Below are 15,514 nucleotides of genomic sequence, written 5' to 3' on the forward strand. Positions count from 1 at the left end.
CAACGATCTTTCACTGTTAGTACAATTGAAAAGTGCTTCCCACAAAAAGGACAACGACGTGTTATAAAATCAAAAATATAGTCTATCAAAAGTACAACAACAGCTGCTATACGAAACTCAAATGCCCATAGTGCGCATACGACTATTGCTATGAAGATGAATACAGCTTTGCATAATGTGAGTTTTGTTTGGAATTTCATTTTTTATTCTTCTTTCAAGCATTTTCCTTATAAGACGGAACTCTGCATTGGAATCACCACTTTTTTGATAAAATTAGGAGCCATCACTTTCCGACAGCCATTCGTCTAGGATTCTTGATGCTATTTCAGCATATTCTTCATCTGTAGAAATAGATTTCAAATATTTGTAAAGAGTATTTTTTTCTTCTGCCGCCCCAATATAGGGATAACCGGGATTCCCCAGCATCTCTTTTATTCAGGATTTTTCTACTGAAATCCGGATTCCAAATCCTCCCTCTGAGTATGCAATGCTTATCCATGTTTCATCTTTTCTTAGCAAAACGCCTGTCGAAACGCTTTCTGAAGCCGATGCCTCTTCAGCGTATCCTAAGGTTTTCAATTGGTCAATATATTTTTGTATTTCTTCTTCAGAGATATTATTATAAAAGATTGCATAATACCCAGCATTAGAACCATCCAATATATATTCTATCGTTCCACTTTCCGGCTCACAAATAAGCCTAGTGTATTCATTATCCGGCCAAACTGAAGTATAAATACATTTTACATCAGACGGATTGGTTCCTCCATGTGTAGCAAATTTTCCCTGACCTGAAAAACGAATGCAAAGAAAGACCAATATCAAAACTATAAAGGCAACCGCCATACTGCTAAAAAATCCCAATTTCTTATTCATTTGGCTTGCTCCATAATTCAAACGTACAAAGCCACGATTCTTTTCTTTCGACTCTAAAGAATCGTGGCTTTTATACCCATTATCTAATGCTTTTATTACGGAATCGTGATGTCGTAGGAAATGGAGAACTGGCCACCGTTTGCCAAAGCATTCAATTTGTTTTCAAGGAAATTATCTGCATTGGAATCACCTCCATCACGGTTTCCATTTTAGATGTTGATAATAGCAAAGCACAAATAGAAAAAATCCACAATATTGTAGCAAGACGGAGAAAAAATGTCACCAAAACGGTGTAAGCGCAAAGCAGGGATTGGTTCTTGATCTCTGTTGTGAGAGTTCACAAACGTCCGGGATGCTGTTGCCGGAAGGATGCTTTCTTCAATTTTCTTCCAGAATTCTCTGCAAATAGCGGGCTGTTTATGCTTCTTGAGAATCCATCTAGTGAATACCGACACCCTCCATGATCTTTTCTATCCAATTTGTGGAAGAATCATTTTTCTCACTAAATGACCCCAAATAATGTGACGAACTCTCAACCTCTATTATTACACCATCCGGCATTCTGTATTTTTCTAAACTGAGATTCAAACCTTTAAGTGGGATTGTTCTAGCCAGTTGAGGGATAGAAACTGTATGGAGAATATCAATTTTTGATAAACCTCTATACGTTTCTGTCTTTTCGGCTTCACTTAGCAACCGTTCTGCATACTGATTTGAAATAACCTGTATGCGAAATTGTTCTTTTTCATCCTCGGTCATCTCAAGTGGAACGCCGTGCAATGTGTCCACAATATAGGACGAAATTTTAGCGAAGTGCTCGTCAAAATCAGTGGTATCTTCGTTGGTCATATTTCTGTTCTACCCTCATTATAAGCTTTCCGGTCTGCTTAAAGTTACAGCTTTCAGCGTAAAGCTTCCGTAGTTTTTAATGCTAAACGATAGTTATCGAACTTTTCCACAGTTTTTGCAAAAACGTTCAGAAGAAGCATTTAATGTTCCGCAGTCCGGGCAATACCATCTTCCGTCTGGCATCGGTTCAACAGGCGAGGGCGTTTGGTGTGCTTTTGCTGGAGTTTGAACGGGTGATGCAGTAAACAGCGGCGCAATATTCACATCTCTACGGCCAACACCAGCGAGACTTCTAAAATCCCACGATTTAACTTCTTGTGCCAATGTCCGTTTTGGTTCAATATACTGACCGCACCGTTGGCAATATCGAACACCCAACTTGTTTTCATAACCACAATTTTTACAAGCCATCAAAAATCCCCCTTTGCTTCTTGTTTAGAGACTTTACCTTCCTTTATCGAATAGCTAAAATTATCGAACCCACTAAAAATAGTGTCGAAATTCCCAACATAATCCATGCGGACTTCACTTTTGGGCTATTACTACAACTTTTGAAAGATATTGCCATCTGAATATAATACAAGGCTACAATTCCATATGAGAAAAACAAAGCAGCCCACGCATACGGCACTGCACTTTCAGGCGTTAATCTCGCAAGATTGCTAAGCCATATTGAAACACATCCCCAAAATGGTAAAGGCGCAATAAGAAAGAAATCGTTTTTTTGTTCATTTCTATTCTCCTATGACCTGATAATACGATTTTATGGCATATTATCTTTGTATTGATTTGTGAATCACTCAGCCTTAAATACCCGAATTGAGAAATATACCAATTATCAGCATCAGCATTCCAAAAGTGATTTGTGAACCCAAAAGACCTCCATCAGCATCATTTCTATCAGTGCTTTTAATTGCTTTCACCAAAAATTTAGGGAATATCACGCCTAAAATCGCCATTAAAACTATTATTACTCCTCTCATTTAATTTTCTCCCCTCTTATGCACAGATTAGATCAACTATGATAACATCAAAGCACAAAGACCAATCAAAGTCCACAATTTTGTAGCAAAACAGAGAAATTTTGTAACGAAATCGGTGTGCGTACAGATAGTATGCTCCCTAACAGTGGACATCCAGCATTAGGGGAGCACACCAAAGCTACCTTTCGCCATATTACAAGTCAATCGTCAACCAAAGGCTTTTGACTATTTGAAGTTTTGGCATAATCGTATTATACTTGTAAGGAACAGGGCTGTATGTTGTGTAATGAAAAGCGGTCCCATGTGCACATGTGCAATGGAGGAATTTCAAAATGAATGTCTTGGTTTGTGACGATGAACGGCAGATCGTTGATTCTATCATTGAAACACTTGAAAAGAAAACCGAAGAAACACAGGTATCATCAAGATTTTATGGATTTTCTCAACCAAGTCAAATAGACTTATCACTTCCGTATGATATTGCGCTTCTGGATATTGATATGGGCGAAACAAATGGAATTGAGCTTGCCAGAAAGTTACGAGCAGAAAATGAAAACATTGTGATTATCTTTATTACGAATTTTATTCAGTATGCTCCAGAGGGATTTGAAGTTCAAGCCTTTCGTTACTTACTAAAAGCAGATCTCTCTGCTAAACTTGATTCCTACTTTGATTCAGCTGTCCAAGAAGTACTTCGGCGGAAACAGCTTGTCACAATTTCAATCAACTCTGAAATTATCGATGTACCTGTAAATGACATTCTGTATTTAGAATCTCATCGAAGAATCATTGTTATGCACTTGTTGGACGAAAAAAGCCCAGCATACCAATTTTACGGCAACATAACGGAACTATCCGAAAAAATCGAGCCACTCGGTTTCCTTCGTATTCAAAAAAGCTATCTTGTCAATATGCACTATGTCGAAATCTTTCAATACAATAAAGTCCAATTGCGCGGTGGTCTTTGTCTGGCTCCAAGCGAAAAGAATTATAGTGAGCTAAAACAGAAATATTTACATTGGCGAGGTAAAAGTAGATGGATGCTTTGATCAGTTTGGTTTACACAATCATAGATTCAGTCTGCGTATGTCTGTTTTTAGACGCTTTTGCTTCGCACCGTTGGAGGAATCATAGATTTCTTGTCGGTGTAATAGTTCAAACTATTTTAATGTATGCATCCATTGAATTCAGTGTTATTGCCTTAAATCGAAACCAAATCGTCAAAATTCTCTTGATTCTACTATCCTGCTTTATTGTTGCCAGAACTCTATATGAGAATATCTCAGGAAAGTTTTTATTATTTCTTATCGTTGTAGAATATCTCTTGACTTATAGTTTATCTTTTGCAGTCGGAATGCTTGCAACTTCGGTTTGTGGGATGGATGCTCAGACGTTTCAAGCAAACAAGACACTATCGCTAATCTACGGAATCTCTTATTATTCAGCCGAATTATTTATTATTGCGCTATTTCGCAAAATGATGCTTCAGCGTATGGGCAACAGACCCAGAAGCGATGCTCAACATTCGCAGCTGATACTGTACTTTTTATTTCCATGCGCATCGTTTGTAATGCTTGTGATTCTACTTTACGTTACAAGCGGTCACAATATAGAAGAGTTTGTTTCTGCTGGCTGTTGTATTCTCATTTTTATTTCAAACATTGCAATTCTCTTTTTATTGGAGCGAATGGAGTATGCAGCATCGGAAAGAGAACAATTATTGATGCTTAACCAGCAGATTCAGCTACAATCGAAAAACATGACTTCGGCAAGCGAACTTTATTCTGCCCAAAGGAAAAAAGTTCACGATTTCCGGGCGCACCTGAATATCCTAAATCGATTGATGAAGAATCAAGAGTATTCTGCCGCTGAAGAATATCTTGAAAAAATCACCGAACAGCAAACTGATCGGCTATTCCTTGTCAACACACATCATCCCATCTTGGACGCACTTTTCAATACAAAAGCTGCCGAAGCAACTCAAAAGAAGATCAGCATTGATTTTGAAGTGAATGATCTATCAAATCTTCCATTTGATGTCTCCGATATGGTAGTGCTTCTATCAAACCTTTTGGATAATGCCATTGAAGCGTGTCAGCAGTATGATAAGGGCGATAAAGCGATTCATGTCATGGCCGTTGCACAGCAAGACTTTTTTATCTCTGTCCGAAACACATCGGAACCTGTTGTAATTATAAGTGGTTCCATTCCAACGACAAAACCAGAACCGCAGATGCATGGCTTTGGACTTGCGAACATCCGGCTGATTCTCGAAAAATACAGTGGAGAGTATACGATGTTCTATGAAAATGGGTGGTTCCAGTTCACCGCTGATATACCGTTCACTCCGATTTCGTGACAGATTTTCTCCATGTTAGTACAAAAGCATGGACGAAATCTTCTATTGTATGTATAGTAACAATAAGATGCAGATGATTTCAACGCATCTATAAGAGTTCGCATATAGTGGTTTGTTTCTTGAAGAAGGGAGTGTGTCAGCATGAAAAAACAGAAGCCAATCCTATTTGCAATTGTGATTCTAATATTGCTTTTATTTATTATTGGTGGAATGCTGGGACTGCTTCCTCAACCGCTTTTCGTCTTGTCATCACAAACCATTCTGGTTATATTGGTCTGTGGCGGTGCATTGATAATCGGACTTCTGCTGAAATTTTTTCGACGAGAAGTGAGATTCTTAGGAGTTTCTATGTTGCCATTTTTCAATCAAAAAGAGCTGGTTGTTTGCTCGAATCAATCTCAATACCAAAAATACACATCGCTTTTAGAAAAGGCAGGAATAACCTATCGAACAAAAGCACGCGATTTATCATCACCGTCTCTGTTTTCGATGGGAACCCGTGAAAGAGCCGGAACTGCATTTCAAAAGGTCAACTATCAAACGCTCTATACGATATATGTTCGCAAAGCCGATTACGAACGTGCTGTTCACGTTATTCTTGCTTGATTAAATATGAACACTCCATTCAATTAAGACTATTGTTTATGGTACAATGCCTATGTCAGATTTATTAAAAAAGATAGCGTATTGGGCTTTAGTGCTAACTCTTGTAGTCGCTGAGATTGGCTCCTTTTTCGATTTATTTAATATCAATCCTTGGTGCTATCCTGTTTATGCTGCGTTGCTGATACTATATAATAAATTTTCTTCATACAATCCGATAAGTGAGAATCTAATTTCAAAAATTATTGCAATAGGTTTCATTGTTGCAGCAGTAGCTCTTACTATAATAAAAGGACTGGTTGCATAAAGGGGTGAAGAAAGTTTATGGATTGGAACATTGGTTGGGTATTTTGGATTGGCTGTTCGTATTTTCTGACAATCGTAAACTGCTATTTTGTACTTGTCAAAAAGGCAAAATATAATTACATCATCGGAGTGTCTGGGATTGCCTTTTTCTCAGTTGCCTTGCTTGAAGAATTACGAATGTTTTCGCAATGGATTGAAGATGGAGAAGTTGGAATGCTAACCCACGCTCTTCAAAATCTTCCAGTTCAATTTACCATCAGATTTTTAATAGTTGTAGGCATAACAGCACTGTTAATAATAATTGATTTACATCGCACAAAATAGTCCTAATCCAAACCACAGATAGTAACCATTATGGATACGCAATGGAACTTTTACCGTGAAAGTTCGATTGAACTGCGAAAATTAAATATGTTTCCAAAGCCAAATGATCAGCCTCCATACTGATTGTTTGGCTTTTTATTTTCTGAAAAAGGAGCGTGATGCCATGACCCAACCGAAAAACGACCTAGCCTACCTCCGCAACGAAAAAGCCAAAGCAGAGCAGAAGCTGCGCTCTTGCCAGCACCGGGAGAAGATCCTTGAACGCCAGATGTCAGAGCTGAACCGGAGAGAGCGTGTGCATCGCCTTTGCACCCGTGCCGGAATGCTGGAAAGCTTTCTGGTCTGTCCGGGAGAACTGACCGATAATCAGGTGATGGAGCTTCTGAAAATCTCGTTCCGTCAACCGGAAGTCGTGCTGGCACTTGCAAAGATGGTGCATGATGTTCACGAACGCAGCAACGTCCAAAACCCTTTAGAATAAAGGGCGCAATTATACACCGTTCCGGTGCAATTGCGGTCTTGCAGACGGCTCGATGAAATCGAAGCTGGCGTTTGTGCGCCAGCCCGATTCCATCCCAAGGAAAACTGCATTTTCCTTGCGCTGCTTTGCAGCTATCCTTTTGCGGCTCCCGCCTAAGACCGAAGCGCATGGCACTCCGGTCTTAGGCGGCGAGCAAAACCGAATACGATTCCAGACCGTTCATCAAGAGCAATCTTGCTGGGCGGTCTTTTTGTTTGGGGGTGATGCCTATTCCGTGTCCGCATTTCAAAATTACCATCGTCAAGCGCAGCCAAGGGCAGTCCGCTGTTGCCGGGGCAGCTTACCAAAGCAGCGAACGGCTGTTCAGCGAATACGACCAGAAAACGAAATTCTACAACAAGAAGAAAGAGCTTGTCCACGCCGAAATCATGCTGCCATCTCATGCGCCGCCCGGATTTGCAGACCGAGCAACGCTCTGGAACGCCGTGGAAGCCGTGGAGAACCAGTGGAACTCCCAGCTTGCCCGGCGCATCGTGCTGGCGTTTCCGGTGGAAGTCCCGAAAGAGCGGTATCTGTCCATGATAAAGGAATTCTGTCAGGAGCAGTTTGTTTCCAAGGGCATGATTGCCGATTTTGCCATCCACGACAAGGGAGATGGAAACCCACACGCCCACATTCTACTGACGCTCCGGGCAATGGATGAACACGGCAAGTGGCTCCCGAAAGCCAGAAAGGTGTACGACCTTGACGAGAACGGTGAGCGCATCCAGCTCCCTTCCGGGAACTGGAAGTGCCACAAGGAAAACACCGTGGACTGGAACGACCAGAAGTATGCCGAGGTCTGGCGGCACAGCTGGGAGACCATCACCAACCGCTATCTGGAAGCTGCTGGAAGGCCGGAACGTGTTGACCTGCGCTCCTTTGAACGGCAGGGCATCCAGCAGATACCGACCGTGCATCTTGGCCCCGCCGCACACCAGATGGAAAAACGTGGAGTAGAAACCGTTCTCGGCAACCTGAACCGGGACATTCGTGCAGCCAACAGCCTGATGCAGTCCATCCGCAGTGCAATTCGTGGGCTGCAACGCTGGATCGCAGACCTGAACGAAAAGAAGCAGCTTCTTCTGGACGCTCTGGAAAAGGCGAAAGAACCCACGTTGTCCGACTTGCTGGTGGATTACTTCAACCTTCGCAGCGAGCAGCGGAGCAATTGGTCTGGCAAGGCAAAGCTGAAATGCACTGTCCGGGACTTTGAGGAAGTCAAACGGGCTGTGGACTATCTGAAAGCCCAATCCCTGAACACTGTTGAGAATTTGAACGAAGCCATTGACAGCTTAAACCAGACCGCCGCCCCTCTCCGCAAGCAGTTGAAGCAGAACGAAAACCGTATGCGGGCAATCGCCCAGATAAAAGATGTTGCCGCCGTCCATGCCAAGCTGAAGCCCATCCACGATACCTTTATAAAGAAGAGCTTCAAGCTGACCAAGGACGCTTATGCCGCCCAGCACAAAGAGGAGCTGGACACCTTTAATAAAGCTGTCCGCACCCTGATGAAGCTGAACGGCAGCACAGCGGTGGATTTTTCGGCATTGGATGCCGAATTTTCTGCGCTGCAATCGAGCAGCGCAGAGCTGCGCACCCAACTGGAAACCTTGCAGCCGGATGTCTCTGCCCTGAAAAATATCCGCAAGTATATTGACATGGTGCTGAATAAGCAGCAGCTTTCTGCACCGGGCGGCAAGACCCCGGAGAAGGAATCGGTGCTGAAAAAGCTGGAAGAAGCCAAGGCAGCGCAATTCCAGAAGAAAGCTGAGCAGAAGAATCACACACAGGAGCTTTAAGGAGGGAGCAACATGACCTACACCCAAGCCCAGATCGACAAAGCCAATGCGGTGGATCTGGAAAAGTTTCTCCGGGCACAGGGCGAAACGCTGGTGCGCAGCGGAAAAGAATACCGCTGGAAAGCCCACGACAGCCTGACCGTTTGCGGAAACAAATGGTTCCGGCACAGCCAGAGCAAGGGCGGCTTGCCGGTGGATTTCGTGATGGAGTTTTACGGCAAGTCCTTCCCCGAAGCGGTGCAGATGCTGACCGGAGAGCCGGGCGAAGCCCAGCCGGAGGCTGGCCCCGCCCCCTCTCCGGCGTTTCGTTTGCCGCTGCGAAACGTCACCAATGCCAACATCTTGAATTACCTGACGCAGGAGCGGAAACTCAGTCCATCACTGGTGAACTTCTTCATCGCCGCCGGAGATATTTACGAGGATTCCTCCCACCACAACGTGGTCTTTGTGGGGCGGGATGCAGACGGGCATCCCCGCTACGCAAGCAGCCGTGGGATCAATGAGAAGTTCCGGCAGGATGCAGCCGGCGCAGAAAAGGCGTTTGGCTTTGTTCATCGTGGCACCGACAAACAGTTGCTGGTCTTTGAAGCGCCCATCGACCTGCTGTCCTTCATCGAACTGTTCCCGAAAAACTGGCAGCAGCACAATTATCTGTCGCTGGGCGGGGTGTCGGGCAAGGCACTGCGGCAGTTTCTTTCTGAACGCCCGGACGTGGAGCGGGTGTTCCTCTGTCTGGATGCCGACAAGGCTGGAGAGGATGCCTGCAAGCGGCTGACGGCGCTGCTGCCGGACACGGTGAGCGTGACCCGCATCCAGCCCTGCATGAAGGACTGGAACGATGTTCTGGTGCACCGGGCAGAGATCCCGAACCGCAATTATTTCAAAAGCATTGTGCTGAAAGAGCCGTCAAAACCGGAAACGGTGAAGATCATCCGCATGAGCGACGTGGAGCTGACCCCGGTGGAGTGGCTTTGGAAGCCATATCTTCCCTTTGGAAAACTCAGTGTGCTGCAAGGCAATCCGGGCGAGGGCAAGACTTATTTTGCCATGCACCTTGCCGCTGCCTGCACCAATGGAAAGCTGCTGCCCAACATGGAGCGCGTGGAACCTTTCAACGTGATCTACCAGACTGCCGAGGACGGTCTGGGCGATACGGTCAAGCCCCGCCTGATCGAAGCCGGAGCAGACCTTGACCGGGTGCTGGTCATTGATGACAGCGATGTGCAGCTGACGCTCTCCGATGAACGAATTGAAAAAGCCATTGTCGAGAACAACGCCCGACTGGTCATCATCGACCCGATTCAGGCGTATCTCGGTGCCGACGTGGACATGAACCGGGCGAACGAGGTGCGCCCCATCTTCATGCGGCTGGGACAGGTAGCGCAGCGAACAGGCTGCGCTATTTTGCTGATTGGGCATCTGAACAAAGCCGCTGGAATGCAGAGCCTGCAGCGAGGTCTCGGCTCCATTGACATTGCGGCTGCCGTGCGCAGTGTCATGTTCATCGGCAAGCTGAAGCACGACCCGACCATGCGCATCCTGACCCATGAGAAAAGTTCCCTTGCTCCGCCGGGCGTGTCGTTGGCATTCTCTTTGGGGGACGAGGGCGGTTTTCGCTGGGTCGGCGAGTACGACATTACCGCAGACGAAATGCTGTCCGGCATCGAGCCGCAGCGGGAAACCAAGACCCAGCAAGCTAAAGACCTGATCTGCGCCCTGCTTGCCGAAGGAAAGCAGGTGCTCAGCGAGGACATCGACAAGGCGGCGCTGGAAAGGGGCATCCCCGGCAGAACCGTCCGGGATGCCAAGCGTGAACTGGGCGATGCCCTGAAAAGCAAGATCGTGGAAGGCCGCAAAAAGGTCTTTTGGATGGAATAAACCATTTGACTGGCAGAAAATTTTGGCTGGCAAGAAAATCATGGTACACCCACAGTTGCCAGTCTGCCAGCCAAATTCAGAAAATGACGATAAAAGGAGAAATCGAATGGAGAATCAGAATTCGAGTTATTCGGTGCAGATTGGCAAAACCACCTTTATTGTGTGCGTGAAGCAGTCCGAAACCGCCAAAAAGCCGATTGAAAAGATGTTCAAGGATATGTGCAGACATGAGGTCACAAGGGACTTCCTTGCAGACAACCTGATGAATTTAGAAAAATTACCGAAAACCTCTTGACGAAGTCCATCCCGAGGGTACGGGCTATCGTGCGCGCACTCGATTTGCGAAGTTTTTCAACCTCCCGGAACTGATGTCGATGTTCAAAGAGGTTGCCGACATTAAAACCAGCGATCAGCTTCATCTGCCGGTGCCGGATGCAAAGTTTGAAACCGTGGTAGCGAAACCGTCCGAGATTCAGAAAGAAATGGTGCAGGAGCTGAGCAGACGCGCTGCGAAAATCCACTCCGGCACGGTGGATGCGTCCGAGGACAATATGCTGTGCGTCACCAACGATGGCCGAAAGATCGGTCTGGATGTTCGCCTGATGAACCCCATCCTGCCGGACGACCCCAACAGCAAGCTGAACACCTGTGTTCGGAACGTGCTGCAAATCTGGGCGGATGGCAAGGAGCAAAAGCTGACGCAGCTTCTGTTCTGCGACCTCTCAACACCAAAGAACGATGGCAACTTTAATGTCTACGATGATATTCGCAAGAAATTGGTCGCCGCCGGGGTGCCGGAAAGTGAAGTTGAGTTCATCCACAATGCCGACACCGAAGCAAAAAAGGCCGCATTGTTCTCCAAAGTGCGCTCCGGCGATGTGCGGATTCTGCTCGGCAGCACCGCAAAAATGGGAGCCGGAACGAACGTCCAGCAGCGGCTTGCGGCGGTGCATCACTTGGATGTCGGCTGGAAGCCCAGCGACATGACCCAGCGCAACGGACGCATTATCCGGCAGGGCAATATGAATAAGGAAGTCAAGGTGTTCAACTACGTCACAGAGGGAACTTTTGACAGCTACTTGTTCCAAACTTTGGAGAATAAACAGCGATTCATCAGCCAAATCATGACTTCAAAATCCCCGGTACGCTCTTGCGATGATGTGGACGAACAGGCTTTGTCTTATGCAGAGATCAAGGCATTGTGTGCTGGAAATCCGCTCATCAAGGAAAAGATGGATTTGGATGTGCAGGTGGCGAAACTGAAAGTGCTGAAAGCCGACCACCAAAGCCAGAAGTTCCGTCTGGAAGATAAGCTGCTCACAAAATTCCCGGCTGACATTCAGAAAACGAATGCCTATATTGCCGGGGTGAAAGCGGATGCCGAACTTGCCGCCGCCCATCCGCAGGAGAAAGAGGGCTTCTGTGGCATTACCATCAAGGGCGTGACCTATGATGAGAAAAAGACTGCTGGCGAACGACTTCTCCTCGCTTGCTCCGAACTTCCCAATAGTGAGGAAAAAGTGATCGGCAGTTATCGCGGCTTTGAACTGTCCCTGCGCTTCGACACCTATCACAGCGAGTATCAGGCTCTTTTGAAAGGCCAGCGGAAATACTCGGTAGCACTGGGCAAAGACCCTCTTGGCTGCATCATCCGGCTGGATAATTCGCTGAACAATTTCCCGGAACGAATCACTTCTGCCGAAAACGAACTGGCTACCCTGAAACAACAGCAAGAAGCGGCGCAAATCGAAGTGGAAAAGCCGTTCCCACAGGAAGAAGAACTGGCTGAAAAGTCGGCTCGGCTTGCGGAGCTGAACGCACAGTTGGATATGGATGAAAAAGGTCACGAGCCGGAACAGGATGAGGAAGAACAGGAGGACGAACCTCGCCGCCCCTCGGTGCTGGCAGCACTGGAAGAAAAGGCGGACAAGACAGAAACCGTTAAGCCGTTCAAAAGTTTTCTGGACAAGGATGGTGATGCACGATGAGGGAAAAACGAGATGAAATTCTTATCCTGCGCATCACAAAATCAGAAAAAAACCGCATTTATGAAAAGATGTTGGGCATGGGCATCCGTAGTCTAAGCGCATATATCCGTAAAATGGCTCTGGATGGCTATTGCCTGCATCTTGATTTGCAGGAATTGCGCCGCATGGCATACCTCTTGCAAATGTGCAGTACGAACTTGAACCAATATGCCAAACGCGCCAACGAGTGCGGTCAGGTTTACGCTGCTGACGTAGAGGATTTGCGCACCCGGTTGGACGAGCTAATCGACATTGGCAAGCAGATTCTTTCCCGGCTGGCTGATCTCTGACTTTTCCCCACGGCTTCGGCTGTGGGGCTACATAATGAGGCTGCATCATTGACACGGTGCCCATGCTCCTGTATATTAAAGCCAGAAATAGAAAGGTGGTGCTACTGATGAGGATCGTATTTAGAATTATGCTTTTCCCTATCTACCTGTTTGCGGCTTTTGTGACTCTGATGCTGAAATGGACGCTCAGCTTATCGGCTTTTATTCTTGCGCTGCCGATGCTCTATATTTTCGGCTGCGGGCTTTTTACGCTGTTCCGGGGCGAGTGGATGCAGTTTCTGATCCTGCTGGTGGCTGAGTTCGGATGCTTTGTTCTGGTCTTTGCCGGAACCGCTGTTGTAGATGCTGCCGAGAGGTTCAGCGGCTGGCTGGCCGGACTAGGAGGTTCAAATGAATAAAGACGTAATAACCGACTATTATCGAAATAATCCGAAAGACATTGTGTATGAACAGCTTGCGGATAATAAACAATATCATGAACTGCTTCAGAAGAAGATTGCTTCTCAAGACGCTTTGCGCTCGCTTATAAGCGAAGAAGCGTGGAAACGCTATCTTGATTTGGATGCTGTTGGTAATGAATTAGAGAGTTTCCGGTTAGAAACCATGTACCTCGCCGGAGCTGCCGATTATGAAAAACTTTTCAAGTAAGAGTGCCGCCGTTGTGCGGCATTTTTTTTGTAGGAGGTGATGGAACTGGCTGCAACACGGTTGATTGCCATGCGCAAAAATAAGGGGAAGTCCATTGCCGCCTGTCTGAATAACCACACCAGCTATATCCAAAACCCAGACAAAACCGAGCAGGGTGAACTTGTCAGCAGCTATCAGTGCAGTCCATTGACAGTAGACGAAGAATTTATGCTGACAAAGCGACTTTATGAACAGACCACCGGGCGCAGGCAAAAAAGCGATGTGATTGCCTATCAGGTACGGCAGTCTTTCAGGCCGGGAGAAGTGACACCCGAAGAAGCTAACAAGATTGGCTATGAATTTGCCGAGCGATTTTTGAAAGGAAAACACGCCTTTATCGTCGCCACCCATACTGACCGTGCGCATATCCACAATCATATTATTTATAATTCCACTGCGTTAGATGGTACACGGAAATTTCGGGATTTTTACTTTTCCGCGCTTGCTGTGCAACGGCTGAGCGACCTGATTTGCTTGGAACACCAGCTTTCCGTTATTCAGAAAAAGCCCTATCGGGAGCGGCAGAAACGCATCCTATACCCGCCCAAAGAAAGCAACCGTGACAAGCTCTGCACTGTGATCGACAACATTTTGTTGCACGATAAGCTCAAGGATTTTGCTGCATTTCTGGATGCGCTGGAACAGCAGGGCTATGAGGTGAAGCGTGGCAAGCATCCCTCGGTGAAAGGCAAAGGGCAGCGGCGATTTATCCGATTTCGCACATTGGGAGCCGGATACACCGAGGAAGAAATCAAAACGGTGTTGGATGGCAAGGCTGAACACCAGCCGCACCCCAAACAGCCCTTGCCCGAAAAGAAGTTTGGCCTGCTGGTGGATATTCCCACGAAAATGGCCGAGGGCAGAACCAGTGGATATAAAAAATGGGCAACAAAGTTTAACCTGAAAGAAATGTCCAAGACACTGCTCTACTTGCAGGAAAAGAAAATTGACAGTGCGGATGAACTGCGGGAACGTGCAGCGGCGGCAACAGAACGGTATCACACGCTGGGCGATTCCATCAAAGCGGCAGAGAAGCGCATGGGGGAAATCGCTGTCCTGCGGGCGCACATAGTCAATTACGCAAAGACCCGCGATGCGTACGCCGCCTATCGCAAGGCCGGATACAGCAAAAAGTTTCTGGAAGCACACCGGGAAGAGATCGAACTGCACAAGGCTGCGAAAGCCGCCTTTGACGAAGCGGACTTAAAAAAGTTGCCCAAGGTAAAAGATTTGAACGTAGAATATTCCGAACTGCTCTCCCAAAAGAAAATAGCGTACCCGGAGTATCGCAAAGCCAAAGAAGAAATGCAGGAACTGGTTCGCGCACAGAAAAATGTGGAACGGTTCTTTGCAGAAGAAAAGCAGATGCACGAAACAGAACAGGTGCGTTAATGCTGGACTGCCGGAGCTGACGATCGTGTCGGTTCCCGGCAGTCTTTTTTTGTCTTATAATCCCTATGGTGATGCACTGTTTCTTTCGATTGTGTATACGAGGAACGGCAACAGGTATTCTAAAGAGTGTAAACAACTCGATAGGATGAGGTTGCTCTATGAAAGAATTATTTGGACAGCGATTACGGGAACAGCGTTTGAAACATCATTTGACGTTGGAGCAAGTAGCAGAAAAAGCAGACCTTTCTGCCAACTATATCGGGATGGTGGAGCGCGGACTAAAGGAACCGGGGCTTGCAACCATTGTCAAAATCTTGAATGCCCTGAATATTTCAGCAGACGAACTTTTGTGCGATCTGGTTCCAAGTGCATCTCATGTGACCGATGATGAAATCAGCAAGCGGCTTGAAGGACTGACCCCTATGCAGAAGAAAGTGGCACTTGACCTTCTGGACACCTATATTACAAATCTGCCTTACCTCACCAAAGAAGAATAATCCTGCGGCAACTCTGGCGCACCAGCTTAATTTTGGCTGGTGCGCTTTTCTTTTGCAATTCTTTAGGCTATAATATTTCTTATAGAATGTATTCATTCCCAAAGAATTGATTTCGAGGTGA

The 15,514-nt window shown here is 46.3% G+C and carries 19 protein-coding genes; 15 read left to right on the forward strand and 4 right to left on the reverse strand.

Features of this window, described 5'->3' with window-relative positions; genetic code table 11:
• Positions 1-435: 435 nt before the first annotated feature.
• The 4 genes from P0G09_RS07425 to P0G09_RS07440 all read right to left on the reverse strand — a co-directional run bounded on the left by P0G09_RS07425 (position 436) and on the right by P0G09_RS07440 (position 2,708).
• Positions 436-876, reverse strand: a complete 441-nt coding sequence (locus tag P0G09_RS07425) for a hypothetical protein (protein WP_275252331.1) — start codon at positions 874-876, stop codon at positions 436-438.
• Between the two features lie 438 nt (positions 877-1,314).
• Positions 1,315-1,725, reverse strand: a complete 411-nt coding sequence (locus P0G09_RS07430; RefSeq protein ID WP_015564578.1) for a hypothetical protein — start codon at positions 1,723-1,725, stop codon at positions 1,315-1,317.
• 93 nt (positions 1,726-1,818) lie between these two features.
• The gene (locus tag P0G09_RS07435) at positions 1,819-2,136 is read right to left on the reverse strand and encodes a zinc-ribbon domain-containing protein (RefSeq protein WP_097783021.1); all 318 of its coding nucleotides are present in this window, start codon (positions 2,134-2,136) and stop codon (positions 1,819-1,821) included.
• A gap of 395 nt (positions 2,137-2,531) precedes the next feature.
• Positions 2,532-2,708 carry a hypothetical protein gene (locus P0G09_RS07440; protein WP_275252332.1) on the reverse strand — a complete coding sequence of 59 codons (177 nt, stop codon included), beginning with the start codon at positions 2,706-2,708 and terminating at the stop codon, positions 2,532-2,534.
• A 332-nt stretch (positions 2,709-3,040) separates the two neighbouring features.
• Here P0G09_RS07440 and P0G09_RS07445 point away from each other — a divergent pair, with 332 nt between their 5' ends.
• The 15 genes from P0G09_RS07445 to P0G09_RS07515 all read left to right on the forward strand — a co-directional run bounded on the left by P0G09_RS07445 (position 3,041) and on the right by P0G09_RS07515 (position 15,393).
• Entirely contained in the window at positions 3,041-3,757 is a 717-nt protein-coding gene (locus P0G09_RS07445) for a LytTR family DNA-binding domain-containing protein (protein WP_275252333.1), read from the forward strand.
• Positions 3,745-5,067: a GHKL domain-containing protein gene (locus tag P0G09_RS07450; RefSeq protein ID WP_015537340.1), complete on the forward strand. Its 1,323-nt coding sequence runs from the start codon at positions 3,745-3,747 to the stop codon at positions 5,065-5,067. The genes P0G09_RS07445 and P0G09_RS07450 overlap by 13 nt, the downstream gene beginning before the upstream one ends.
• A 141-nt stretch (positions 5,068-5,208) precedes the next feature.
• The gene (locus P0G09_RS07455; protein WP_275252334.1) at positions 5,209-5,673 is read left to right on the forward strand and encodes a hypothetical protein; all 465 of its coding nucleotides are present in this window, start codon (positions 5,209-5,211) and stop codon (positions 5,671-5,673) included.
• A 52-nt stretch (positions 5,674-5,725) separates the two neighbouring features.
• Positions 5,726-5,977 carry a hypothetical protein gene (locus P0G09_RS07460; protein WP_275252335.1) on the forward strand — a complete coding sequence of 84 codons (252 nt, stop codon included), beginning with the start codon at positions 5,726-5,728 and terminating at the stop codon, positions 5,975-5,977.
• A 17-nt stretch (positions 5,978-5,994) separates the two neighbouring features.
• Positions 5,995-6,300, forward strand: a complete 306-nt coding sequence (locus P0G09_RS07465; protein WP_015537341.1) for a hypothetical protein — start codon at positions 5,995-5,997, stop codon at positions 6,298-6,300.
• A gap of 163 nt (positions 6,301-6,463) precedes the next feature.
• Positions 6,464-6,781: a DUF3847 domain-containing protein gene (locus P0G09_RS07470; RefSeq protein ID WP_275252336.1), complete on the forward strand. Its 318-nt coding sequence runs from the start codon at positions 6,464-6,466 to the stop codon at positions 6,779-6,781.
• A 269-nt stretch (positions 6,782-7,050) separates the two neighbouring features.
• Complete coding sequence (mobQ, locus tag P0G09_RS07475; RefSeq protein WP_342760524.1) at positions 7,051-8,622, forward strand: MobQ family relaxase; 1,572 nt, start codon at positions 7,051-7,053, stop codon at positions 8,620-8,622.
• A gap of 12 nt (positions 8,623-8,634) precedes the next feature.
• Positions 8,635-10,500, forward strand: a complete 1,866-nt coding sequence (locus tag P0G09_RS07480; RefSeq protein WP_275252337.1) for an AAA family ATPase — start codon at positions 8,635-8,637, stop codon at positions 10,498-10,500.
• A gap of 22 nt (positions 10,501-10,522) precedes the next feature.
• Positions 10,523-10,795, forward strand: coding sequence for a hypothetical protein (locus P0G09_RS07485; RefSeq protein WP_275252338.1), 273 nt, complete (start codon positions 10,523-10,525; stop codon positions 10,793-10,795).
• 79 nt (positions 10,796-10,874) lie between these two features.
• Positions 10,875-12,488, forward strand: a complete 1,614-nt coding sequence (locus P0G09_RS07490; protein WP_275252339.1) for a helicase C-terminal domain-containing protein — start codon at positions 10,875-10,877, stop codon at positions 12,486-12,488.
• Positions 12,485-12,817 carry a mobilization protein gene (locus P0G09_RS07495; RefSeq protein WP_275252340.1) on the forward strand — a complete coding sequence of 111 codons (333 nt, stop codon included), beginning with the start codon at positions 12,485-12,487 and terminating at the stop codon, positions 12,815-12,817. The genes P0G09_RS07490 and P0G09_RS07495 overlap by 4 nt, the downstream gene beginning before the upstream one ends.
• 107 nt (positions 12,818-12,924) lie before the next feature.
• Entirely contained in the window at positions 12,925-13,215 is a 291-nt protein-coding gene (locus tag P0G09_RS07500; protein ID WP_275252341.1) for a hypothetical protein, read from the forward strand.
• The gene (locus tag P0G09_RS07505) at positions 13,208-13,465 is read left to right on the forward strand and encodes a hypothetical protein (protein WP_275252342.1); all 258 of its coding nucleotides are present in this window, start codon (positions 13,208-13,210) and stop codon (positions 13,463-13,465) included. The genes P0G09_RS07500 and P0G09_RS07505 overlap by 8 nt, the downstream gene beginning before the upstream one ends.
• A gap of 45 nt (positions 13,466-13,510) precedes the next feature.
• Positions 13,511-14,896, forward strand: coding sequence for a relaxase/mobilization nuclease domain-containing protein (locus tag P0G09_RS07510; RefSeq protein ID WP_275252375.1), 1,386 nt, complete (start codon positions 13,511-13,513; stop codon positions 14,894-14,896).
• A 158-nt stretch (positions 14,897-15,054) separates the two neighbouring features.
• Positions 15,055-15,393 (forward strand): helix-turn-helix transcriptional regulator, encoded by a 339-nt coding sequence (locus tag P0G09_RS07515; RefSeq protein ID WP_055186009.1) that lies wholly within the window; start codon positions 15,055-15,057, stop codon positions 15,391-15,393.
• Positions 15,394-15,514 lie beyond the last annotated feature (121 nt).

The organism is Faecalibacterium sp. DFI.5.82, from assembly GCF_029076575.1.
Lineage (GTDB): Bacteria > Bacillota > Clostridia > Oscillospirales > Ruminococcaceae > Faecalibacterium > Faecalibacterium duncaniae.

Bases quoted from the DNA above. Each gene is read 5' to 3' on its own strand.
- P0G09_RS07425 (WP_275252331.1), bottom strand. From the start codon at position 876: ATGAATAAGAAATTGGGATTTTTTAGCAGTATGGCGGTTGCCTTTATA.
- P0G09_RS07430 (WP_015564578.1), bottom strand. From the start codon at position 1,725: ATGACCAACGAAGATACCACTGATTTTGACGAGCACTTCGCTAAAATT.
- P0G09_RS07435 (WP_097783021.1), bottom strand. From the start codon at position 2,136: ATGGCTTGTAAAAATTGTGGTTATGAAAACAAGTTGGGTGTTCGATAT.
- P0G09_RS07440 (WP_275252332.1), bottom strand. From the start codon at position 2,708: ATGAGAGGAGTAATAATAGTTTTAATGGCGATTTTAGGCGTGATATTC.
- P0G09_RS07445 (WP_275252333.1), top strand. From the start codon at position 3,041: ATGAATGTCTTGGTTTGTGACGATGAACGGCAGATCGTTGATTCTATC.
- P0G09_RS07450 (WP_015537340.1), top strand. From the start codon at position 3,745: ATGGATGCTTTGATCAGTTTGGTTTACACAATCATAGATTCAGTCTGC.
- P0G09_RS07455 (WP_275252334.1), top strand. From the start codon at position 5,209: ATGAAAAAACAGAAGCCAATCCTATTTGCAATTGTGATTCTAATATTG.
- P0G09_RS07460 (WP_275252335.1), top strand. From the start codon at position 5,726: ATGTCAGATTTATTAAAAAAGATAGCGTATTGGGCTTTAGTGCTAACT.
- P0G09_RS07465 (WP_015537341.1), top strand. From the start codon at position 5,995: ATGGATTGGAACATTGGTTGGGTATTTTGGATTGGCTGTTCGTATTTT.
- P0G09_RS07470 (WP_275252336.1), top strand. From the start codon at position 6,464: ATGACCCAACCGAAAAACGACCTAGCCTACCTCCGCAACGAAAAAGCC.
- P0G09_RS07480 (WP_275252337.1), top strand. From the start codon at position 8,635: ATGACCTACACCCAAGCCCAGATCGACAAAGCCAATGCGGTGGATCTG.
- P0G09_RS07490 (WP_275252339.1), top strand. From the start codon at position 10,875: ATGTTCAAAGAGGTTGCCGACATTAAAACCAGCGATCAGCTTCATCTG.
- P0G09_RS07495 (WP_275252340.1), top strand. From the start codon at position 12,485: ATGAGGGAAAAACGAGATGAAATTCTTATCCTGCGCATCACAAAATCA.
- P0G09_RS07500 (WP_275252341.1), top strand. From the start codon at position 12,925: ATGAGGATCGTATTTAGAATTATGCTTTTCCCTATCTACCTGTTTGCG.
- P0G09_RS07505 (WP_275252342.1), top strand. From the start codon at position 13,208: ATGAATAAAGACGTAATAACCGACTATTATCGAAATAATCCGAAAGAC.
- P0G09_RS07515 (WP_055186009.1), top strand. From the start codon at position 15,055: ATGAAAGAATTATTTGGACAGCGATTACGGGAACAGCGTTTGAAACAT.